The organism is Pantoea sp. Taur, assembly GCF_009830025.1.
Classification (GTDB): Bacteria; Pseudomonadota; Gammaproteobacteria; order Enterobacterales; family Enterobacteriaceae; genus Pantoea; species Pantoea communis.
The window spans coordinates 74,820-95,162 of sequence record NZ_SZZZ01000002.1; the positions used below are offsets into that span (position 1 = coordinate 74,820).

At 52.8% G+C, this 20,343-nt stretch carries 22 protein-coding genes; 15 read left to right on the plus strand and 7 right to left on the minus strand.

The genetic code is table 11. The features are described 5' to 3' along the window. Nucleotides 1–110: 110 nt before the first annotated feature. From FD744_RS02755 to FD744_RS02765, 3 genes are all read right to left on the minus strand, one after another. Nucleotides 111–332, minus strand: a complete 222-nt coding sequence (locus tag FD744_RS02755) for a DUF3606 domain-containing protein (protein WP_306439518.1) — start codon at nucleotides 330–332, stop codon at nucleotides 111–113. A 263-nt stretch (nucleotides 333–595) separates the two neighbouring features. Continuing rightward, on the minus strand, nucleotides 596–835 hold the full coding sequence (locus tag FD744_RS02760) for a hypothetical protein (protein ID WP_052127499.1): 240 nt from the start codon (nucleotides 833–835) through the stop codon (nucleotides 596–598). A gap of 90 nt (nucleotides 836–925) precedes the next feature. Then, on the minus strand, nucleotides 926–1,543 hold the full coding sequence (locus tag FD744_RS02765) for a TetR/AcrR family transcriptional regulator (protein WP_034827323.1): 618 nt from the start codon (nucleotides 1,541–1,543) through the stop codon (nucleotides 926–928). 300 nt (nucleotides 1,544–1,843) lie between these two features. Here FD744_RS02765 and FD744_RS02770 point away from each other — a divergent pair, with 300 nt between their 5' ends. Next, a complete protein-coding gene (locus FD744_RS02770; RefSeq protein ID WP_160867234.1) occupies nucleotides 1,844–2,707 on the plus strand; it encodes an NAD(P)-dependent oxidoreductase in 864 nt (287 codons plus the stop codon). After that, nucleotides 2,708–3,490 (plus strand): helix-turn-helix transcriptional regulator, encoded by a 783-nt coding sequence (locus tag FD744_RS02775; protein ID WP_160867235.1) that lies wholly within the window; start codon nucleotides 2,708–2,710, stop codon nucleotides 3,488–3,490. On the opposite strand, the gene leuA is transcribed toward FD744_RS02775, so the two are convergent. Then, nucleotides 3,441–5,126, minus strand: coding sequence for a 2-isopropylmalate synthase (leuA, locus tag FD744_RS02780; protein WP_160867236.1), 1,686 nt, complete (start codon nucleotides 5,124–5,126; stop codon nucleotides 3,441–3,443). The two genes, FD744_RS02775 and leuA, sit on opposite strands and share 50 nt — an antisense overlap. A gap of 299 nt (nucleotides 5,127–5,425) precedes the next feature. Here leuA and FD744_RS02785 point away from each other — a divergent pair, with 299 nt between their 5' ends. The 8 genes from FD744_RS02785 to pqqF all read left to right on the plus strand — a co-directional run bounded on the left by FD744_RS02785 (nucleotide 5,426) and on the right by pqqF (nucleotide 13,152). Further along, on the plus strand, nucleotides 5,426–6,358 hold the full coding sequence (locus FD744_RS02785) for an ABC transporter substrate-binding protein (RefSeq protein ID WP_160832872.1): 933 nt from the start codon (nucleotides 5,426–5,428) through the stop codon (nucleotides 6,356–6,358). A gap of 79 nt (nucleotides 6,359–6,437) precedes the next feature. Then, on the plus strand, nucleotides 6,438–7,463 hold the full coding sequence (locus tag FD744_RS02790) for a dipeptidase (protein ID WP_160867237.1): 1,026 nt from the start codon (nucleotides 6,438–6,440) through the stop codon (nucleotides 7,461–7,463). A 150-nt stretch (nucleotides 7,464–7,613) separates the two neighbouring features. Beyond that, the gene (gene pqqA, locus FD744_RS02795) at nucleotides 7,614–7,685 is read left to right on the plus strand and encodes a pyrroloquinoline quinone precursor peptide PqqA (RefSeq protein WP_010617686.1); all 72 of its coding nucleotides are present in this window, start codon (nucleotides 7,614–7,616) and stop codon (nucleotides 7,683–7,685) included. Between the two features lie 55 nt (nucleotides 7,686–7,740). Next, nucleotides 7,741–8,667, plus strand: a complete 927-nt coding sequence (gene pqqB, locus FD744_RS02800) for a pyrroloquinoline quinone biosynthesis protein PqqB (protein ID WP_160867238.1) — start codon at nucleotides 7,741–7,743, stop codon at nucleotides 8,665–8,667. Next, entirely contained in the window at nucleotides 8,664–9,419 is a 756-nt protein-coding gene (pqqC, locus tag FD744_RS02805) for a pyrroloquinoline-quinone synthase PqqC (RefSeq protein ID WP_038647148.1), read from the plus strand. Before pqqB ends, pqqC begins: the two co-directional genes overlap by 4 nt. A gap of 4 nt (nucleotides 9,420–9,423) precedes the next feature. Continuing rightward, nucleotides 9,424–9,702, plus strand: a complete 279-nt coding sequence (pqqD, locus tag FD744_RS02810) for a pyrroloquinoline quinone biosynthesis peptide chaperone PqqD (protein ID WP_160867450.1) — start codon at nucleotides 9,424–9,426, stop codon at nucleotides 9,700–9,702. After that, entirely contained in the window at nucleotides 9,689–10,828 is a 1,140-nt protein-coding gene (pqqE, locus tag FD744_RS02815) for a pyrroloquinoline quinone biosynthesis protein PqqE (RefSeq protein ID WP_160867239.1), read from the plus strand. The genes pqqD and pqqE overlap by 14 nt, the downstream gene beginning before the upstream one ends. Then, nucleotides 10,828–13,152: a pyrroloquinoline quinone biosynthesis protein PqqF gene (gene pqqF, locus FD744_RS02820; RefSeq protein ID WP_160867240.1), complete on the plus strand. Its 2,325-nt coding sequence runs from the start codon at nucleotides 10,828–10,830 to the stop codon at nucleotides 13,150–13,152. Before pqqE ends, pqqF begins: the two co-directional genes overlap by 1 nt. Here the strand turns inward: pqqF and FD744_RS02825 are convergent. Continuing rightward, nucleotides 13,143–13,442: a helix-turn-helix domain-containing protein gene (locus FD744_RS02825; protein ID WP_160867241.1), complete on the minus strand. Its 300-nt coding sequence runs from the start codon at nucleotides 13,440–13,442 to the stop codon at nucleotides 13,143–13,145. The genes pqqF and FD744_RS02825 overlap by 10 nt on opposite strands. Before the next feature lies 1 nt (nucleotide 13,443). Continuing rightward, on the minus strand, nucleotides 13,444–13,770 hold the full coding sequence (locus FD744_RS02830; RefSeq protein ID WP_373424351.1) for a type II toxin-antitoxin system RelE/ParE family toxin: 327 nt from the start codon (nucleotides 13,768–13,770) through the stop codon (nucleotides 13,444–13,446). Between the two features lie 272 nt (nucleotides 13,771–14,042). On the opposite strand from FD744_RS02830, the gene FD744_RS02835 reads away from it, so the two are divergent. After that, nucleotides 14,043–14,597 carry a YceI family protein gene (locus tag FD744_RS02835; RefSeq protein ID WP_202403396.1) on the plus strand — a complete coding sequence of 185 codons (555 nt, stop codon included), beginning with the start codon at nucleotides 14,043–14,045 and terminating at the stop codon, nucleotides 14,595–14,597. A gap of 108 nt (nucleotides 14,598–14,705) precedes the next feature. On the opposite strand, the gene dld is transcribed toward FD744_RS02835, so the two are convergent. Then, the gene (gene dld / locus FD744_RS02840; RefSeq protein WP_160867242.1) at nucleotides 14,706–16,400 is read right to left on the minus strand and encodes a D-lactate dehydrogenase; all 1,695 of its coding nucleotides are present in this window, start codon (nucleotides 16,398–16,400) and stop codon (nucleotides 14,706–14,708) included. 434 nt (nucleotides 16,401–16,834) lie between these two features. Between dld and FD744_RS02845 the strand changes: the two genes are divergently transcribed. The 4 genes from FD744_RS02845 to FD744_RS02860 are packed head-to-tail and all read left to right on the plus strand — an operon-like array spanning nucleotide 16,835 to nucleotide 20,329. Further along, nucleotides 16,835–17,815, plus strand: a complete 981-nt coding sequence (locus FD744_RS02845) for a 6-phosphofructokinase (RefSeq protein WP_160867243.1) — start codon at nucleotides 16,835–16,837, stop codon at nucleotides 17,813–17,815. Nucleotides 17,816–17,825: 10 nt separating this feature from the next. Next, the gene (locus tag FD744_RS02850) at nucleotides 17,826–18,140 is read left to right on the plus strand and encodes a PTS sugar transporter subunit IIB (protein ID WP_034827292.1); all 315 of its coding nucleotides are present in this window, start codon (nucleotides 17,826–17,828) and stop codon (nucleotides 18,138–18,140) included. Continuing rightward, on the plus strand, nucleotides 18,133–19,500 hold the full coding sequence (locus FD744_RS02855) for a PTS sugar transporter subunit IIC (RefSeq protein ID WP_034827290.1): 1,368 nt from the start codon (nucleotides 18,133–18,135) through the stop codon (nucleotides 19,498–19,500). Before FD744_RS02850 ends, FD744_RS02855 begins: the two co-directional genes overlap by 8 nt. Next, nucleotides 19,487–20,329 carry a class II fructose-bisphosphate aldolase gene (locus tag FD744_RS02860; protein WP_034827288.1) on the plus strand — a complete coding sequence of 281 codons (843 nt, stop codon included), beginning with the start codon at nucleotides 19,487–19,489 and terminating at the stop codon, nucleotides 20,327–20,329. The genes FD744_RS02855 and FD744_RS02860 overlap by 14 nt, the downstream gene beginning before the upstream one ends. The last annotated feature ends 14 nt before the right edge of the window (nucleotides 20,330–20,343 follow it).

Genomic DNA, 20,343 nt, shown 5'->3' on the forward strand with positions numbered 1-20,343 from the left:
AACGACTGAGCGGCTGCCGGATGGATTCATAAGCCATAACGATAGTGAAACTGCGCTCACGTTGTCCTTATGCGTCTATCCCGCCAGTGTCATGACGATGGCCTATCACCTTAATAAGACTGAGGTTGTCGGGCAGGAGGATGCTCAGTGAGCCATCGGCGAACAGCTTCGGTCTCTGATCCTACTTCTCGCACCGCCCGGGTAAGTCTTTCCTGAGTCGTATGCAGAGTGAGCGTCCAGTAAGTGATTTGCCACTGTTCAGATAATTCAATGCGCGACAAATTTGACGGGATGCGACGCTGTATAGGGTCTTTCATTTTTATTATCCTCATGACTTAAACACATAATTAATTCTTATCTGATGAGGAGGTGATTTTGTTTTATTTCTGTGCTGGGGAAAGCAGATTATTCCCTATTACTTTGTTTTAGCCATGATTGGGATGTTTCTTATACAGAAACGAGAAGAATAAGCGTAACGGCAAGCACTGGCTCATGATGTTATCGAATACAAAAAGGATGTCGGCGACACGAAACGATGATTGCTCAAAATAGAGATATTAAAAGCAATCAAACGGATGCGCTTTTTGTTTATAAGCTAACAAGACAATAATTTCTTGAAAATATTCGAATAGTGCCTTTTAACTGATGATTCTTCAGCTTCATCCAGCTTTTTGAGCAATTCAAAACACAGTGTTTTACGACTGAGCGTTTTTCCCGCGCTTAAAATTTCGCCCACAACGCGCCCCAGGGCTTCCTCTTCTGAAATATCTTTCGGAGGTGCCACATCCTGCTCCATAGCCATTCTGTGATTCTTCGCTGCATCATTGATGCACATATCAATTCCTCTTAGGGATCACAGGCGTTCAGGAGAGCGCTATGATTAAATTTAATTAGGAAATGATTATTTCCTAATGTGGCAAATGAATTATTCCAGAACCTTCATCACCATAGTAATGGTTTTTTTCCCATTAGTCACATCCTGAACTTTACCTACCACACGCATGCCGAATGCCACGCACAGCAATAAGCCTGCCGCAGTTTCAGCATCCAGTTGAGAGGAAATAGATCCGTCTTTCTGGCCTTCAATAATAAGCGAAACGAGAAAGTTTTGATTACGTAACACGGCCTGCCTGACTAACTCTGAAAGTTCTTCATCCAGCGTTTGCAGTTCAACCGTGCTCCCAACAACCAAACAACCTCTACGCCCTTCAATCTCAACCGCAGAGTCTAAATAAAATTGCAGTAATTCCTCAATCCGCGATCTGCCATCCGGGAAATGTTGCAACCGCTGACGTAAATCGGCATTACGGAGGGCAATGTAGCGTTCAAATACCCGCAAAAAAAGGGTGCGCTTATCAGTAAACGCCTTATATATACTTCCAGCCGTTAAACTCATGGCTTCGCCCAGGTCGGCTATTGATGAAGCGTGATAACCTTTCTTTCTGAATACTATCATTGCTTTATCTAATACGTCGTCCATATCGAAGACTCGGGGTCTTCCACGTTCTCGAGTGACTTTTAAGCTTTGGTTTTCTGATGACATCGGAAATTATTTATAGAGTGTTAGTTTCCCATTTATCATATGCGAACTTTTTCCAATAATCGAATAGCGATGAATACGAATTCTTGTGTCATTGCCGCAATGATAAAATTAACCCGGTAAATCGTTATCCCATCCTCCCCGCCAGGAAGCCCCCAGTGCTGTTTAAAAGCATGCTGATTAACCCTGTGTCTTGTCGGGGTTGAGATTAAAAAATGCCTTTCGGCGCACCTCTCGCCTGGCTGCGCGCAGAAATTTCTGTCAGTCTGACTGTTTTGTCTGAATGCATAAAAGGGAATCAAGATGAGTCAGCAACCGGTTGTCGCGGTATTAGGTTTAGGCGCAATGGGGCACGCTTTTGCCGCCAACTTACTGAAAAAAGGGTTCGTGGTGCGTGGCTGGAATCGCACGCGTGCCAAAGGTGAAGACCTGCTGGATGCTGGTTTGCAGCTTAGCGACAGCGCGGCACAGGCGGTGGAAGGCGCAGATGTGGTGATCGCCATGCTGTCTGACGGCGACACCACGCGTCAGACGCTGACCGAAGCAAGCAGTGCATTGAAGCAGGGCGCGACCGTCTGCCAGATGGGGACTATTGGCGTGGAAGCGACTGATGCGCTGATTGCCGACCTGCAACACGCACGTCCGGATGTGCTCTTTATCGATGCGCCGGTTTCCGGTACCAAAGCGCCTGCCGAAAATGCGCAGATTCTGGTGATGGCCAGCGGCGATCAAAGCAAAGCGCAGGCCGCTGAGCAGGTGTTTGCTGCAATTGGAAAAGGCACACAGTGGCTGGGTGAAGCGGGTGCCAGTTCACGTATGAAACTGGTGGTGAACAGCTGGCTGATTGGGCTGATGCAAAGTCTGGCGGAGAGTACACGCCTGGCGGAGCAGTTTGGTTTCAGCACCGACGATCTGTGGAAAGTGCTGGATGGCGGCCCGCTGGCAGCCCCGTACGCCAAAATGAAGCTGGGTATGATCGCCAGTGGTGATTTCACCCCGCAGATGCATCTGGTGTGGGCCTTGAAAGATGCCAGACTGGCACTGGATGCTGCGGGTGAGACCAAACTGCCCGCGCTGGAGAACATCGTAGATGTCTGGCAGCAGGCGGTCGATGCCGGTTACGGCGAGCAGGACCTGGCGGCGGTTTACCAATACCTGAAGCGCTAAATGAGCCAGCGCCTCAACTTCGATTTTAGCCAGCGTCCGCTGGTGCCTTATGCGTACGATTATGTGCACGGTGATGCTGAGTCATGGCATCACCACGATTGTGCACAGTTGATCCATACCTTAAGCGGCGTAGTGAAAGTCGAAACCCGGCAGGGCAGCTGGATTGTGCCGCCGAGTCGTGGCGTGTGGTTACCGGCGGGCACCGGGCATGCACTGCAGATTGTGGGTGCCGTGGCGGCACGCACGCTGTTTGTCGATCCGCTGGCGCGGGCGGATTTGCCTGCCAGCTGTCAGGTGGTGCAGATTTCCCCGCTGCTGCGTGAGCTGATCGTCAGTGCTCTGGCATTGCCGGATCAATACGCTTCTGGCAGTCGTGCAGAACGCATCTACGAATTGATCCTCGATGAAATCCGCGTAATGGATGTGCTGCCCTTCGGCCTGCCGTGGCCGGAGAGTGAGAGGATGCGTGCACTGTGCCAGCAAATTCATCAGCAACCGGGCGAGAGCTGGACACTCGCGAGAGCGGCCAGCGAACTCTGTGTCGCTGAACGCACGCTGGCGCGTCATTTTAACCGCGAAACCGGCTTGCAGTTCAGCGATTGGGTGCGCCGCGCACGCCTCAGCGTGGCGCTGGCGCGGCTGGCGCAGGGCGAAACGGTGTTAACGGTGGCGCTCGAACTCGGTTATGACAGCCCGAGCGCCTTCAGTGCGATGTTCCGCCGCGTGCTCGGCGTTACGCCGGCAAACTACTTTCCTGCGGCAGAAAAGCGTGGGCTGCGTTGAGCAAAGCCTGTAACGAGGCGCGTGCTACATCATTATCGATGCCGACACCCCAGGCTCGTTCACCGCGCGCATTGAGACAGCTGATGTAAGTGACGGAGCGGCTGTCACTGCGTTTACCCAGCGTATGCTCGTGGTAATCCTCAATGCTAATCGCCAAATCATAGCGCTGACGCAGTGCCGCGACCGCCGCCGACAGCAGTCCGTTGCCTTTACCTTCCAGCGACAGCGTTTGTCCGCCATCCTGCACCCGCGCTTTAAACCGCGTTTCCCCTTTCTCATCACTGTGGCTTTCCGCTTCCAGCAAACGCCGCGCAGGCAGGGTTAAGCCGTAATGCTGACAGAACAGCTGCCATAACGCGTGATGGGTCATCTCCTGGCCGTGAGCATCTGTCTGCTGCTGCACAATGCGGCTGAAGTCTTGCTGCAACCCGCGCGGTAACTGCAGTCCATGGTTTTGCTCCAGTAGCCAGGCCGCTCCGCCTTTACCCGACTGACTGTTGACGCGAATCACCGCTTCGTAGCTGCAACCGATATCGAGCGGATCAAGTGGCAGATACGGCATTTGCCAGATCGCCTCCTGACGCTCATTGCGTTCGGCAAAGCCTTTGCGAATCGCATCCTGATGCGAACCCGAAAACGCGGTAAACACCAACTCACCAGCGTACGGATGGCGTGGATGCACCGGCAATTGGTTACAACGGGTCACCACTTCCAGCACCTGCTGGATATCGCTGAAATCGAGTTCCGGCGCTACGCCCTGAGTATATAAATTTAGAGCCAGCGTCACGATATCGACATTGCCAGTGCGCTCACCATTACCGAACAAACAGCCTTCAACGCGATCGGCTCCGGCCAGTATCGCCAGTTCGGCGCAGGCCACGCCGGTGCCGCGATCGTTATGCGGATGCACGCAAATCGCCACCTGCGATCGCTGGCTAAAGTGGCGGCAGAAATACTCAATCTGATCCGCATACACGTTCGGAGTATTCACTTCCACCGTGGCGGGCAGGTTAATAATCATCGGGCGTTCAGGCCCCGGCTGCCAGATCGCTGCGACTGCTTCACAAATCTCCAGCGCGAATTCAGGTTCGGTAAAGCAGAACGTTTCAGGTGAATACTGGAAGGTCCAGGCGGTGTCGTTTTGTGCTTCACATTGGGCGCGAATTTGCCGTGCCCCAGCGCAGGCCAGCTCAATGATCTCTGCTTTGCTCTGGCGGAATACGCGTTCGCGGAACAACGGTGCCGTGGCGTTGTACATATGAATAATCGCCTGCGGTGCGCCGCGCAGGGCTTCAAAGGTGCGATCAATCAGATCGCTGCGTGCTTGCGTCAGTACCTGAATCGCAACGCCTTGCGGAATATGATGCTGCTCAATCAGCAGGCGTACAAAGTCGAAATCAGTTTGTGAGGCGGCAGGAAACGCCACTTCAATCTCTTTGAAGCCGCAGCGCAGTAACAGCTGCCAAAACTCCAGCTTGCGGGCGCTGTCCATGGGTGTCGCCAGCGCCTGGTTGCCGTCACGCAGATCGGTGGACAGCCAGCGCGGTGCCTGGGTGAGCTGGCGCGAGGGCCACTGACGGTCAGGCAACTCAATCACCGGAAAGGGGCGGTATTTTTCAGCAGGGTGGTTCAGCATGAGGTTCTCCTTATGGGTCTGTACTCAGTCTGGACCACATCGCCGCACGCTGCTCACGCATAACTGACAAGCCACATTGCGTAACTGACATTTCGTTGCGAAGTTGCTGCAGCAGCCGGGCCCACATTCTGTGAACCCTCGCTATCCCAACCGTTCACAACAAATGTGGGATGATGAGAATCGACGGCCAAAAGCGTTGTGCTGCTTATGCGCAGGATGATTTTCCTCAGACGAAATCGGCATCTGGGCTTTTAGCACAACAGGGTAGTCTGGGGTTTTGCGCTATAAGAGAAAATAGAATGAAAAGAAAAGCTTTAGCCCTGTTAGTGATGCTTGCCAGTGGAACCGCTGCGGCGGAAACCGTCACACTGCGCATTGCCGACCAGAAGGGCAATATGCATGCCGAGATGGAAGCGGCGCAGCAGCTCAATAATCTCAATTATAAAATCGAATGGGCGGAGTTCCCGGCAGCGGCACCGCTGGCGGAGGCACTGAATGCGGGCGCCGTCGATGCGGGTATTATTGGTGATGCGCCGCTGCTGTTCTCGCTGGCGGCGGGTTCGCAGGTGAAAGCGGTGGCGGTAAGTAAATCTGTGCCTGAAGGCTTAGCGGTATTGGTTAGCCCGGATTCAAAAATTAAAACCGTGGCCGATCTGAAAGGAAAAAATATTGCCACCGGGCGTGGCTCTATCGGCCATTTTGAAGCGCTGAAAGCACTGGAAAAGGCCGGTTTGACGGATAAGGACGCCAACTTTCGTTTCCTGACACCCGCCGATGCGCGCATCGCATTAGCCAATGGATCGGTAGATGCCTGGTCAACCTGGGATCCTTATACCGCGCTGGCGGAAGTCACGCATACTGGACGTGTGCTGATCAATGGCGTTGGCCTCTCCAGCGGCAACAGCTTCCTCGCGGCGACCGATGCGGCAATCAATGACGAGGCCAAACGTGCAGCGCTGCAGGATTACGTTAATCGCCTTGCGGCGGCGGATCGCTGGGCGAACAGCCATGTTGATGCGTACTCCACCACGCTGGCGAAAATCATCGGCTTCCCGAAAGAAGCCGCGGCGAAGTCCTTTGCACGCCGCCAGTCGCATTGGCAAGCCATTGATGACGCCACCATTGCGCAGCAGCAGGACACCGCCGATTTTTATCAAAAACAGGGTCTGATTAAGCAGCATCTCGACGTCAAACCCACCTTTTATCATGGCCTAAAGGTTGCACAAAACTAACGCTTTGTGCCCCTTTGTTTGGCGAATCAACCGGGCGCGAGTAGCATAGCGCCTATATTATCTCGCTGTGTGATCCCCTATGTTATTTAAAACCTTCGATGGTCATAACGACCTGCTGCTTAATCTGTGGCTGCATCATCGTGACGATCCCGCTGGCGCCTTTTTTTCTGGCATTGAGAAAGGGCATCTGGATTTTCCACGTATGCAGCAGGGTGGTTTTGCCGGTGGGCTCTTTGCACTGTTTGTCCCGCCGCAGCGTTACATCAATGAGGTCGCGCCGCAACGTGCAAACGAGCAGTGGCAGCCGCTCGATATTCTCTGGCAACAACTCGATATCCTCAAAACGCTGGCAGCGCAGTCCGGCGGGCGCGCCCGTTTATGCCTGACGGCGGCGGATATTGCCAGCTGTCGCCAGGATGGCGTGCTGGCGATGGTCGCGCATATTGAAGGGGCGGATGGATTCGATGCCGATGGTGAAGATTTGCATGCCTTTTATCAGGCAGGCGTGCGCAGCATCGGGCCTTTCTGGAACTTACCTAACCGATTTGGTGAGGGAGTAAACGGTGCTTTCCCGCATTCGCCGGACACCGGACCGGGCCTGACCACCGCCGGTGAGCAGTTGATCCTTGCCGCCAATCACCATCGCATGATGATTGATGTGTCGCATATGAATGAGAAGGCGTTCTGGGATACCGCGCGGCTCTCAACGGCACCGCTGGTGGCCAGCCACTCTAACGCTCACGTGCTTTGCGCGCAGCCGCGCAATCTTACCGACCAGCAACTGCGTGCCATTCGCGACAGCGGCGGAGTGGTAGGGATTAATTTTGGTAACGCTTTCTTACGGCCGGATGGCAAGCGCGATAGTGATACGCCATTGATCGAAATTGTTAAACATCTGGATCATTTAGTTGAAATAATGGGGCCAGAAAACGTAGCATTTGGTTCGGATTTCGACGGCATCAGCGTGCCCGATGCGTTGAAAGATGTTTCAGGGCTACCGCATCTCTATGCGCTGCTCACGTCGCTCGGCTATGATCAAGTCATGATTGAGCAGTTTGCCTGGGGGAACTGGCTGCGCGTCCTGCAACAGATTTGGCAGGATTAGCACAATTCCCTTACCGAATCAGGGTTGATCTGCCCGCTACATTGGCGCAACATCAGCCCGCGTCGTGCCTTGCTGCCAGAAAATTCGTTTACTGGTGCAAGCATTTCCAGCAGAGCCTGCTCTGCGTTATTTGTTTTGAGGAAGAAAGTTATGTGGAAAAAACCTGAATTTGTTGACCTGCGTCTGGGCCTGGAAGTGACTCTGTACATCTCCAATCGCTAAGACTTTCTGCCCGCCATTCGTGCGGGCATTTTATTTTTCATTCTGGTCATCTCTCATGTTTATTAAAGTGCTCGGTTCAGCGGCAGGCGGCGGCTTTCCGCAGTGGAACTGTAACTGCGCCAATTGCAGCGGCCTGCGCAACGGTACGATTCAGGCTCAGGCGCGGACGCAATCCTCGATCATTGTCAGTGACAACGGTGAAGATTGGGTGCTGTGTAACGCATCGCCAGATATCAGCCAGCAGATCGCCCACACACCCGAACTGAATAAAAAAGGGGTGCTGCGCGGCACGGCGATTGGCAGCATCATTCTCACCGACAGTCAGATCGATCACACCACCGGCTTGCTCAGTCTGCGCGAAGGCTGCCCGCATCAGGTGTGGTGTACGCCCGAGGTGCATGCCGATCTCACTAGCGGTTTCCCGATTTTCACCATGTTGCAGCACTGGAATGGCGGGCTGCAGCATCATGGTCTTACGCCACTCGAACCGTTCCGCGTCGATGTCTGCCATAACCTGCAGTTCACCGCCATCCCGATTCTCAGCAACGCGCCGCCATACTCACCGTATCGCGACCGCCCGTTACCGGGCCACAACGTCGCTCTATTTATGGAGAACACCGCCAATGGCCAGACACTGCTGTATGCGCCAGGTCTGGGCGAGCCCGATGCGGTGATCATGCCGTGGCTGGAGAAAGCCGATTGCCTGTTAATTGACGGCACCGTCTGGCAAGACGATGAGTTGCTCGCCACTGGCGTCGGTAAAAACACCGGCAAAGCGATGGGGCATCTGGCCCTCGCGGAAGAGCATGGCCTGATGGCGCTGCTGGCTGCATTGCCGGCAAAACGCAAAATCTTAATTCATATTAATAACACCAATCCGATCCTCAACGAGCAGTCGCCGCAGCGTCAGTATCTGACGCAGCAGGGCATTGAAGTGAGCTGGGACGGGATGGCGATTCATCTGCAGGAGAGCGCATCGTGATCATCACCGAAGCCTTATCGCCTCAAGAGTTTGAGCAAGCACTGCGTGCCAAAGGCGCGTTTTACCACATTCATCATCCATACCATATCGCGATGCATAATGGTGAAGCGACGCGTGAACAGATTCAGGGCTGGGTCGCGAACCGCTTCTATTACCAGACCAATATTCCCCTGAAAGACGCGGCGATTATGGCGAACTGTCCGGATCCCGCAACCCGCCGTAAGTGGGTGCAGCGCATCCTCGATCATGACGGTAGCAACGGTCAGGAAGGCGGTATTGAAGCCTGGCTGCAACTCGGTGAAGCGGTGGGATTGGATCGTGAAGTCCTGCTGTCCGAAAAACTGGTGCTGCCGGGCGTGCGTTTTGCTGTGGATGCCTACGTTAACTTCGCCCGTCGCGCCAACTGGCAGGAAGCGGCTTGTAGCTCATTAACTGAGCTGTTTGCACCGCAAATCCACCAGTCGCGCCTCGACAGCTGGCCGCAGCACTATCCGTGGATCAAAGAAGAGGGTTACTTCTATTTCCGCAGCCGCCTGAGCCAGGCAAACCGCGATGTGGAGCACGGGTTGGCGCTGGCGCTGGAAGTGTTCACCACTGCTGAGCAGCAGAATCGCATGCTGGAAATTCTGCAGTTCAAACTCGATATTCTCTGGACGCTGCTGGATGCCATGACCATGGCGTATTCTTTGCAACGCCCGCCTTATCACACGGTCACCGATCAGGTGTCCTGGCACAGCACAAGACTGGTATAACATGATGAAAGATAATCTGATTCCGGCCTTCCGTCGTGGCTATCGCATGCAGTGGGAAGCGGCGCAGGATAGCCATGTGGTGCTGTATCCCGAAGGCATGGCGAAGCTGAATGAAACCGCGACGGCGATCCTTGAACTGGTCACCGGCAAACAGGATGTGGCCGCCATCATCGCCATTCTCAACAACCGTTTCCCGGAAGCGGGCGGCGTGGATGATGACGTGAAGGAATTCCTGCAATCCGCCGTAGAACAGAAATGGATCCAGTGTCGTGAACCTGAATAAAACCGCCACGCCGCCGCTGTGGCTGCTGGCTGAGCTGACTTATCGCTGCCCGCTGCAGTGCCCATACTGCTCGAATCCGCTCGACTTCTCGCAACAGGAGAAAGAGCTGACCACCGAGCAGTGGATCGAGGTGTTCCGTCAGGCGCGCGCCATGGGCAGTGTGCAGATGGGCTTCTCGGGCGGCGAACCGCTGACGCGTAAAGACCTGCCCGAGTTGATCAAGGCAGCGCGCGATCTCGGTTTCTATACCAACCTGATTACTTCCGGTATCGGTCTGACGGCGAAAAAACTCGACGCTTTCGCGGATGCGGGTCTGGATCATATTCAGATTAGCTTCCAGGCGAGTGATGAAACCCTCAATGCCGCGCTGGCCGGTTCGAAAAAAGCTTTCCAGCAGAAGCTGGAGATGGCGAAAGCGGTTAAAGCGCACGGCTATCCGATGGTGCTGAACTTCGTGCTGCATCGCCATAATATCGACCAGATCGATAAAATCATCGACCTGTGCATTGAGCTGGAAGCGGACGACGTGGAACTGGCGACCTGCCAATTCTATGGTTGGGCGCATCTTAACCGCCAGGGCTTATTGCCGACGAGGGAACAGATTGCCCATGCCGAATCGGTAGTGGCGGAGTACCGTGAGCGTATGAGCGAAACCGGCAACCTCACGAATCTGCTGTTCGTCACGCCGGATTATTACGAAGAGCGACCAAAGCCTTGTATGGGCGGTTGGGGTTCGATTTTCCTCAGTGTGACACCGGAAGGTACGGCGTTACCTTGCCACAGCGCGCGTCAGCTGCCGGTTGAGTTCCCGTCAGTGCTGGAGCATAGTCTGGAAGACATCTGGTATAACTCGTTTGGTTTTAACCGTTATCGCGGCTATGACTGGATGCCGGAGCCGTGCCGCTCCTGCGATGAGAAAGAGAAGGACTTCGGTGGTTGCCGTTGCCAGGCTTATATGCTGACCGGGAATGCGGATAACACCGATCCGGTATGCAGTAAGTCACCGCATCACGGCAAGATCCTGGAAGCGCGCCGCGAAGCTACCTGCAGCGACATCAAAATCGCCCAGCTTCAGTTCCGCAATCGTTCCAACTCTGAACTGATCTTCAAGCAGCGAGTCACCTGATGACCTCTCGCCAGCTGGTGTTAGCCAATGGCCTGCGTTGCCACCTGCATCATCAGGCCGATGCGCGCGACGCTGCAGCCCTGATTCGCGTGCAGGCTGGCAGTCTGGATGAATCCGACCGCTGGCCGGGGCTGGCGCACTTGCTGGAGCACCTGTTGTTCTGCGGCAGCGAGCGTTTTAAAGACGTTGAGCGCCTGATGCCGTGGGTGCAACAACGCGGCGGGCAGGTCAACGCCACCACGCAACTTAGCCACAGCGCCTTTTTTTTCCAGCTTCCCGCGGCCAACCTGTCTGAGGGTGTGCAGCGGTTGAGCGATATGATCGCCGCACCACTGTTAAGCCAGCAGGCTATTGAGCAGGAAGTGGCGGTGATTGATGCGGAATGTCAACTTCTGCAACAGCATGCCGACACGCTTTGTGAAACGGCGCTGGTGGAGAGGTTGGGCGGGGCATTTCAACGTTTTCGCGTCGGCAATCAGCAGGTTTTTGGTGACAATGTCACTTCATTGCAGATCGCGTTGCGCGACTTCCATCAGCGCTTTTATCACGCGAATGCCATGGAGTTGTGGTTGCAGGGACCGCAATCGTTAGAAGAGCTGGCAGAACTGGCGCTGCATTTTTCTTCGATCAGCTCGGCAAAAATCTTACCTTCAAATCTCACACTCACACTCACACAGCCTCCAGGCGACGTGATGTTGCAGCTGGCAGGTGATGAAAGCTTCTGGCTGACGTTGATGTTATCCGGTGAAGAACGTACTTTACGTGACAATGTCACCTTGCTCAGCGTGTTCTGGCAAGATGAGGCACCGGGCAGCCTGCTGAGCGCGCTCAGAGAGGCTGAATTATGCGATACGCTGCAGGGACAATGGCTGTGGCAGGATGCGCAGCACGGTTGGCTAGCACTGCGCTTCAGCGGGCCTAAAATCAGTGCGGAGCAGGCTCATCACATTGAACACTGCTTCTGGCAGCATTTAGACGCCATCAAACTTTGCTCTTCGGAGCAACAGCAGCATTATGCGCAGCTGGCGCGGCACGATTTTGTCTGCTTATCGCCACTGGAGCAGTTGCGTGGCCGGGCGCTGGGATTTGCGCCTGCCGATTATGTGCCGCAGGGTTTCAGTGCTTTTATCGCCGCATTGGCGCAGGTGCCTTGCTCACGCTTGCTCACACAGCAGCAACTGGATTCGCCAGAATTCGTCCAGACGCAAGGTTTCACGCTCTTGCGCAAAAAAGGGCTGCCGCAAAGTCCGAGCACATTCTCAACGCCTGCACTCTTTTTCTATCCCACTGCGCAACCGGCCGTATTGCCACCGTTATCACCGATAGCGATGCCGCTGCCGCGTTTTGCGCCCCGGCAACAGGTTGAAACCTTGCTGTTGCGACCCGCTTTTTATCACACGATGAGTGATGCCGAAGCGCAGGCCCGGCAAACCCGGCTGCGTCCAGTGCTGGCGGCGTTGCGGCATGCTGGAGGAAGTGGCAGTTGGCAGCAGAAGCAGGGGGTCTGGCAGTTGGTGCTGAATCTGCCTGTCTGTGAGTCACACGCTTTGCTGGCTGTGCATCATGCACTTGAGGCACTGAACCTGACGCCCCAGCCAAAACCGCAGCCGCATGTCCAAACGATTGTGATTCGGCAGCTTCTTGCCGCCTTGCCCGCTCAATTGATTGCCCCGGCCGGTGACACTCGATGGCTGGCAGCATGGTGCGGTAAGCACACGTCATTGCATCAGCGAGTATCGCATCTGCTCAGCGACTTCACGCCTGATTTAGTAAGCGGTGCACAGCCGCCGCGCTTGCAGCGGGGCATTAAGCCGGTCCCTTGTACCGGAGGCGATCAGGCGCTGCTGCTGTTTATTCCGCTGCCGCTAGCTGATGACAGGCAATTAGCCGCATTACGCGCGCTGTCGTTGTTGCTGGAACCGCGCTTTTTCCAGCGATTACGGGTCGATCAGCAAATTGGCTATGTGGTGTCGGCACGCTACCAGCGCGTGGCGGATGTCGATGGGCTAATGCTGGCACTCCAGTCGCCACAGATTCCATGGCAAACGTTACTTGGACACTGCAAACGCTTTTTACGTGAGATCGTGACAGATCTAGACGCCATCTCGCCGCAAACTTTAGTGGCCTTGCAAGCCACACTGCGCGAGCAGTGCGATAGCAGCGATAACGCGGAAGCCGCACTGCAGGGGTTACGACAACAGCAAGGATTGCCGAACCTCACACGTGATGCGGTTGCATCCCTGACGTTGCCCCTTATTCAGCAACTTCATACTCGCTTAATGCGCGAACGCCGCCGCTGGCGAATACTCGTTAATCAGAGTTGAAAAGCGATGTGCTTACCGTTAGGCAAAGTCACATCAATACTTATCTCTCCGCCCAATGCAGCCACGTAACGCTTTAATGTTGATAGGCGCGGATCATTGCCGGGATTTTCAATCTTAGCGAGCGTTGGTTGAGAGATACCAATCGTGCGGGCAAGCTCTGTTTGTGACAGGTTCAGCTCTTCACGCAGTTGGCTTAAAGCAATTTCCTGACGCAGCTTTTCAACCTTTTTTGTGATGCGCAATTGGCTTTCTGCGGATTGTTTTTCCAGTAACTCTTTGTATGTAGACATATTATCCCTCCATCTGCACTAAATGCCGGCGGTATTCTGCCTCAGCCATGCTAATCATTTTCCGGTAAAATTGTTTTTGATTCACGCCGGATTTATCTCCGGCACATAACACGATCGCGCGGCGTACAGGGTCAAAGGCGAAAAATGCTCGAATCGGCTTTCCATCGTGCTGAATTCGTAACTCTTTAAGATGCGAAAATTTGCATCCCTTAAGGGTATCAACATAAGGCCGTCCAAGCTGTGGCCCCATTTCCGCTAAAATTCCCATGATGGCCAACACGTCCTCACGTAAGGTTTCATGTTGCGCGAAGAACCACTCGTCAAACACATCCGTTGTCAGTATTTCCTACATATCGCCATCCTATAGCTTTTTTGCTATAGAATATATTATAGCCAATAGGCTATGGATGCAACCAAACACTTTCAATGCAAAATACTTTCACCTGTGTAAACCATTACCCACTGATATTTTTGAATATATTTGAAGGTCACGGGCAAATCTCTTCACTATTCCTCAGCCTCCGATTTGGAGACACTCAATAGATTCTCCCGATCTAAAAGGAACGCTGAGTGAAAAACGTTACCCGTTTAATCCTGCCAATGTTGGCAGCCGCTGCTTTGTATGCACCTGTTTCTCAGGCTGCGGCGATGCATTATGACCTCGACCCCGCGCATACCTCGGTTATTGTGACCTGGACGCACTTCGGTTTTTCCCATCCAACGGCTGACATCCCCAACAGCAAAGGTACGCTGGTGTTTGATAAGGATCATCCAGAGCAGTCGCGCGTCGACGTTACGTTGCCGGTTTCACAGATTGATACGCATGTGCCCGCGCTGACCAAAGAGTTCCTCGGTACGGAATATTTCAATACGGCTAAATATCCTTCAGCTGTGTTCCACAGCACCAAAGTGGTGGCGAAGGGTGACAATAAGTTTGATGTGGAAGGTAATCTGACGTTGAAAGGCATCACTAAGCCGGTCACGCTGCACGCGACGTTGAATCAACAGGGCATGCACCCGATGGTGAAGAAGCAGGCGATTGGTTTTGATGCTACAGGCGTGATCAAACGTTCGGACTTCAAACTGGATAAATATGTGCCAGCGGTAAGCGATGATGTGACGCTAACCCTGTCTACCGAAGCGTACGCGAAGTAATTCACACTGCATATTAACGTCGCAAAATCACGCATCCTGTCCACCAAACAGCATCAGGATGCGTGATAACTCAAGCCGCTACAGCTAAAGTCTTTTTACCCTGTAACCTTAACCCCAATACTTCTTCTTACTGGTTTTACCCACGCCAGGGTTGCAGCTATTAGTCGGATCCAACTGCTTCCAGTGATCCACATGCTCGCACGATGCCTGATAGAGATGCCCCACATTATGCTCAGCCGGATACTTTGCACCACGCTCAGCCAGATAGACTTTCACCGCCTCCTTAAACGCCGTCGCATCGACCCCTTCTTTCAACACATAATCCTGATGATTCACATAACAGAAAAAGTGTCCGCAGCAGGAATCAACCTGCACCTGTGCTGCTAAGTGATCGGGTAAGGTTAAACGCCAGTCCTCATCATTACGGCGTAGCGCCACGTCGAAGGCCACCAGCCTTTCATTCGGGTTGTAACCCAGTGCATCACAATAAGAGATGGTGCAACCGCCCACACCAAAACGCACCAGGAAGGCATCTGCGCCTTCCCGGGCATCACATTGGAAAAAGCCGCCGCTGTGCCCGGCAAAGAACTGCTGCAATAACGTCTGCAATTCAGGGGTCTGCTGGGCATCGACTTTAATCATCAGATGATGTTGATATTCATCGCGATAAGCCATAATGCGCGGGGCAATAAAGCTCGGCGTGAGCTGGTTAAAGCATTGCAGCGCCCGATCAACAAAATTACGCGGCAGGAAAGGCAGATGGCTGACACGCACGTCCCACTTCGCTTTATTGCCCATCATTTTAGGAATAGCCTGCGGGCCGAGTTTGCGGATCGCCAGATACATATGCTTGGCGTACCGCACGGTTAAGTCGAAGGCGTTGCGATGAATGTATTCTGCCTGCAGCGGCAGTTCGCTCATCTCGGTGAGGAGAAAACGACGCAGTGCCACCAATTCGCGTTCATCGTTTGTGCCAATGTAGAAGGTATCGCTACCCGCGCTGGCTTCGAATGTAGGTAATCGCACGGCAAACACCACCACTTTACCCGCGCTGCCAGAACTGTCGTGCAGATAACGCAGGTCACCATTAAAACGCGCAGGGGAGTCAGCGTTGACATCACGCAGGCGATCGGCGTAATCATCGGCCCAGATTTTGCCGTCCCAGTCTGCCTGGTCGCCAGTCTGATACTGTTGCTCAGTCAGACTCTTCAGCATTGCTTCCGGCGTTTCACCCAAATCGATACCCAGATGATTGACCATTTCTAAGCGCCCATCATCATGAATACGGGCAAACAGTGATTTCTCCGTAAAGGCGGGGCCGCGGCGAATCAGTGAACCGCCCGAGTTGTTGCAGATACCGCCCACGACAGAAGCGCCAATGCAGCTGGAACCAATCACCGAGTGCGGTTCCCGTCCCAGCGGTTGCAGCGTGTGCTCCAGTTCGGTCAGGGTAGTACCGGGGAAGGCGATGACCTGTCGCGCCTGATCGATCACCTGTACGCCCTTGAGCTGGCGGGTGCTGATGATTACCACCTCGCGGTCATAATCATTGCCATCCGGCGTTGACCCGCCGGTCACGCCGGTATTCGAGGCTTGCATCAGGATAATAGCGTCCTGTGCCACGCATATCTGTAGACTTTGCCAAAGTTGTAGCAAGTTTTGCGGCAATATCACTGCCAGTGCCTCACCGCGACCGACACGAAATCCTTTGGTGTACCAGGCTTTATCATCAGCATGGATCAATACCTGTTTGTCGCCCACTATGCCAGCGAGCTGACGCAACATCTCCTGCGAGTTGGTCATGTTTTCTCTTCTTCGTCATTTATTTGCTGCGATATTGGACAGCCAGATAAACGTGACGTCAATCATTCATCGGCACTGATCAACAAATAACGCACTGAATCATTATCCCTTTATCTTTCGTGGGGAAAAGTCGGCGTACCGATAAAAATGCGCGGGCAATCACAATTCAGATAGAAAGAAACTCAGGCAAAAAGTCATGGCAGGCTAAATGCGTTTCACACCATGAAATAAATATAACCGGATGATTTTATTGGTTTTGTTAAATAATGGGTGAAAGTTGTAATGTGATAATCATCACAAAAAACAGTGACTATTAATACTTGTCAACGTCAGAGGGAATGAAATACATGGCAAAAATGTGATCTCTGTTGCAAATAGAAAAGTCGTTCACCGGAAGAATGAATGTCAGACGCGCAGCATACGGAGTGATGACAATGAGAATTGGCATAGTGATAAGCGGTGGCGATGTTACCGGAATAAATAACTTTGTGTTTCAGATATCACGTATGACGCAGGCGGATATGGTGTTATTTAATGGCGGCATTCCCGGTTTATTAGAAAATCGCCATCAGGAAATGTCACAGCGCGATCTGGTGGACTATGCCATCACTTCCATTCCCGTGATGCAATCAGGACGAACCACGCGAAAATTAATTCGCCCTGAGTATGAGATGATCTCCAAACAACTCAAATCGCTACGCATTGATGTATTAATTATGGCCGGGGGGGATGGCTCATTACAGTTTTTACATACATTAAGTGAATTCGGCGTGAATTGCTTTGGTGTAGGCATGACCATTGATAATGATGTTTTTGGCAGTGACTACACCATTGGTTTCTCTACCGCTTGTGAGCAAGTATTAAAAGAAGTTTCGAAGTTAAGAAATACCGGCCGTGCATTAACCGGTCGCGTATTCATGGTGGAGTTGCTCGGCGGTTATTGTGGTGAATTGACGCTGCAGTCAGCGATCAAATCCAATGCTGATTTTGCGCTGATTCCGGAGTGCCAAATCCCAACACAAGAGTTGGCAGAGCGCATCACGCAACGACTTGCTGCACAAAACAGTGTGGTAATCCTCTGCTCTGAAGGCTACACCCGCGAATACTCGCCGGGCTTTCAGGGCGCGATTGATACCTTAATTAAACAGATTGAGCCGCTAATAGGGGTACGAATTCGTAAAACTATTATTGGTTACGGCTTGCGTAGTGGTGACCCGACCTGTGAAGAGATTTATCAAGGCACCATTATGGCCAGTGAAGTTGCGCGCTGTATTCAGTCGGGGATGCGCAACAAAGCGGTGATTATTAATGGCAGTAATCGACCGATACCGATTGATCTTATAAGCATGAAAAAACGCCTGGTTGATACCGAAGGGCATCATTACAAACTCGCTAAACAACTGCATATTCTGTGAGGAAAACGCCATGCTGAAAATATTATGTGTCTGTGGATGTGGTCTGGGTTCCAGTTTCGCTATCGAAATGAGTGCCAAATCCGTATTAAAGAAACTCGAAATTGAAGCGGATATTGATCACACCACGATTTCAGAAGCCAATGCTTTTAAATCCGACATGATTCTAACCCAAAAAGCCTTTGCGGATGTCCTGAATGCCGATGCCAGCCCCGAGCAAATCAAACGGGTGATTATTCTCAATAAGCTGACCGACAAGGCAGAAATTGAAGAAAAAATCGTGGCGTTTATGAAAGAACGTAATCTGAAGGTTGCTAACCATGAATAGTGTGATCAACTTCCTGGTAAAAGACTTATTAGGGCAGGCATCGATTCTGATCGCCTTTATTGCCCTGATTGGTCTGCTACTGCAGAAAAAATCCGCAGGTAAGGTGGTGGAAGGCACCTTTAAAACGCTGCTGGGCTTCTTAATTATGATGGCGGGTATCAACATTATTGTCGGTACGCTGACCTTCCTGAATACCATCTTCACCCACGGTTTTGGCATGAAGGGCTATATCACCGATGTGGCCGCCATTGCCGGATTAGCCAGCCGCGAGTTGGGATCAGAAGTGGCGCTGACATTGTTGGTGATCTTTATCGTCAACATCATCATCGCGCGTCTGACGCCGTTCAAATACATCTTCCTCACCGGCCAGGCGCTGCTGTGGATGGCAACCATCGGCGCGGTGATTGGCTACAAAGCCGGGTTGACAGGTTTACCGCTGATCCTGACGGGCGGCATCTTCGGCGGCATTATGGCGGTCGTGATGCCAGCGCTGGCTCAGCCGGTGGTGCGCCGAATCACGGATTCCGATGATGTGGCACTTGGACACTTCTGCACCATTGGCTACTTGTTGACGGCGGCAGTGGCGAAGGTGGTCGGTAAAGGCTCGCGCTCAACGGAAGATCTCAAGCTGCCAGACAACTTCAAGTTCCTGCAGGACACCTATCTGTCGATGGCAGTGGTGATGGTACCGATGTACCTGATCCCGGCAGTGGCAGCAGGCCCAGAATTTATCGGTCAGTACAGCAATGGCATGAACTACCTGATGTATGCCTTCATGCAATCGATTCAGTTTGTTGCGGGTGTATTCGTATTGTACAGCGGTGTGCGTTTACTGCTGAACGAACTGGTGCCAGCCTTCCGTGGTATCGCTATGCGCCTGGTGCCGGATGCCAAACCGGCACTCGATTGCCCGGTGATGTTCCCTTACGCACCAAATGCCGTGATCGTCGGCTTCCTGGCAACAACGCTAGGTTCCGTGGTCGGTATGCTGGTGTTCCCTATGTTCGGTCTGGCGATGATTCTGCCTGGCCTGCTCACCAACTTCTTTGCCGGTGGCACCGCTGGCGTGTTTGGTAACGCGCTGGGTGGACGTCGCGGGGCGATGATTGGCGGCTTTGTACACGGTCTGTTTATCACCTTCCTGCCGGCCATTCTGGTACCGATGCTCGAAAGCTACGGCTTCACCGGTGTGACCTTCAGTGACTCTGACGTCATCAGTACCGGACTGGTATTGGGTCATGCGTTCCAGGGCAACTGGTTGTTCGTCGCACTCTTTATTGTCTTTATCACTCTGATCGCCTGGTTTGTTAACGGAAAATCCCCTAAATCCCACGAGGAAAAGCTTCATGAAACTTTATAACTTTACCGATCTGTTACAGGTGGCTAAACAACGTGAATTTAAAGCGCTCGGTTCCTTTAATTTGCACTGCCTGGAAATGTTACCGGCCTTTTTTAAAGCAGCAGAGAAAACCAATAGTCCATTAATGATTCAGATCTCAACCGGCACGGCGAAATATCTCGGACACAAATTATTAGTCGATGCGATTCGCTCATTATCTGAAAGCCGTAATGTACCGACGTGCCTGCATTTGGATCACTGTTCAGATCTCGATGCGATTCAAACGGCACTGGACGCCGGATTCAGCTCTATTATGTACGACGGCTCGCATTTGCCGATTGAAGAGAATATTGCCAATACCCGCCGCGTGATTGATATGGCGCGCCCATTACAGGTTTCGGTTGAAGCTGAGCTGGGTGCCATCGGGGGTTCGGAAGACGGTAAAGAAGTGGAAATGAACGATGCTTCCTTTACCACCGTAGATGATGCTAAGCGTTTCGTGGATGAAACAGGCGTTGATATGCTGGCCATCTCCATCGGTACTGTACATGGACTGTATACCGGTAAAGCGCATATTCAGCATCAGCGTCTGGCCGATATTACTGAAGCGACTAAAACCCCGTTGGTGTTGCACGGCGGTACGGGCGTGAGTGATGAAGACATGCGCCTCGCCGTGCGCAGCGGTATCGAAAAAGTGAACGTCGGCACGGAAATGAATGTGCAGTGGGTGGCAAACTGCAAGCAGACGTTTGAAAAAGGTAAAGTGAATGACAGCGTGCGTAACTTCCTGGTACCCGCTAATGATGCCGTCACCAATGTGCTGGTAGAAAAGATTTCACTGTTCCGTTAAGTACGACTCACTCA

Bases quoted from the DNA above. Each gene is read 5' to 3' on its own strand.
- FD744_RS02755 (WP_306439518.1), bottom strand. From the start codon at position 332: ATGAGGATAATAAAAATGAAAGACCCTATACAGCGTCGCATCCCGTCA.
- FD744_RS02760 (WP_052127499.1), bottom strand. From the start codon at position 835: ATGTGCATCAATGATGCAGCGAAGAATCACAGAATGGCTATGGAGCAG.
- FD744_RS02765 (WP_034827323.1), bottom strand. From the start codon at position 1,543: ATGTCATCAGAAAACCAAAGCTTAAAAGTCACTCGAGAACGTGGAAGA.
- FD744_RS02770 (WP_160867234.1), top strand. From the start codon at position 1,844: ATGAGTCAGCAACCGGTTGTCGCGGTATTAGGTTTAGGCGCAATGGGG.
- FD744_RS02775 (WP_160867235.1), top strand. From the start codon at position 2,708: ATGAGCCAGCGCCTCAACTTCGATTTTAGCCAGCGTCCGCTGGTGCCT.
- leuA (WP_160867236.1), bottom strand. From the start codon at position 5,126: ATGCTGAACCACCCTGCTGAAAAATACCGCCCCTTTCCGGTGATTGAG.
- FD744_RS02785 (WP_160832872.1), top strand. From the start codon at position 5,426: ATGAAAAGAAAAGCTTTAGCCCTGTTAGTGATGCTTGCCAGTGGAACC.
- FD744_RS02790 (WP_160867237.1), top strand. From the start codon at position 6,438: ATGTTATTTAAAACCTTCGATGGTCATAACGACCTGCTGCTTAATCTG.
- pqqB (WP_160867238.1), top strand. From the start codon at position 7,741: ATGTTTATTAAAGTGCTCGGTTCAGCGGCAGGCGGCGGCTTTCCGCAG.
- pqqD (WP_160867450.1), top strand. From the start codon at position 9,424: ATGAAAGATAATCTGATTCCGGCCTTCCGTCGTGGCTATCGCATGCAG.
- pqqF (WP_160867240.1), top strand. From the start codon at position 10,828: ATGACCTCTCGCCAGCTGGTGTTAGCCAATGGCCTGCGTTGCCACCTG.
- FD744_RS02825 (WP_160867241.1), bottom strand. From the start codon at position 13,442: ATGTCTACATACAAAGAGTTACTGGAAAAACAATCCGCAGAAAGCCAA.
- FD744_RS02835 (WP_202403396.1), top strand. From the start codon at position 14,043: ATGTTGGCAGCCGCTGCTTTGTATGCACCTGTTTCTCAGGCTGCGGCG.
- dld (WP_160867242.1), bottom strand. From the start codon at position 16,400: ATGACCAACTCGCAGGAGATGTTGCGTCAGCTCGCTGGCATAGTGGGC.
- FD744_RS02845 (WP_160867243.1), top strand. From the start codon at position 16,835: ATGAGAATTGGCATAGTGATAAGCGGTGGCGATGTTACCGGAATAAAT.
- FD744_RS02850 (WP_034827292.1), top strand. From the start codon at position 17,826: ATGCTGAAAATATTATGTGTCTGTGGATGTGGTCTGGGTTCCAGTTTC.
- FD744_RS02855 (WP_034827290.1), top strand. From the start codon at position 18,133: ATGAATAGTGTGATCAACTTCCTGGTAAAAGACTTATTAGGGCAGGCA.
- FD744_RS02860 (WP_034827288.1), top strand. From the start codon at position 19,487: ATGAAACTTTATAACTTTACCGATCTGTTACAGGTGGCTAAACAACGT.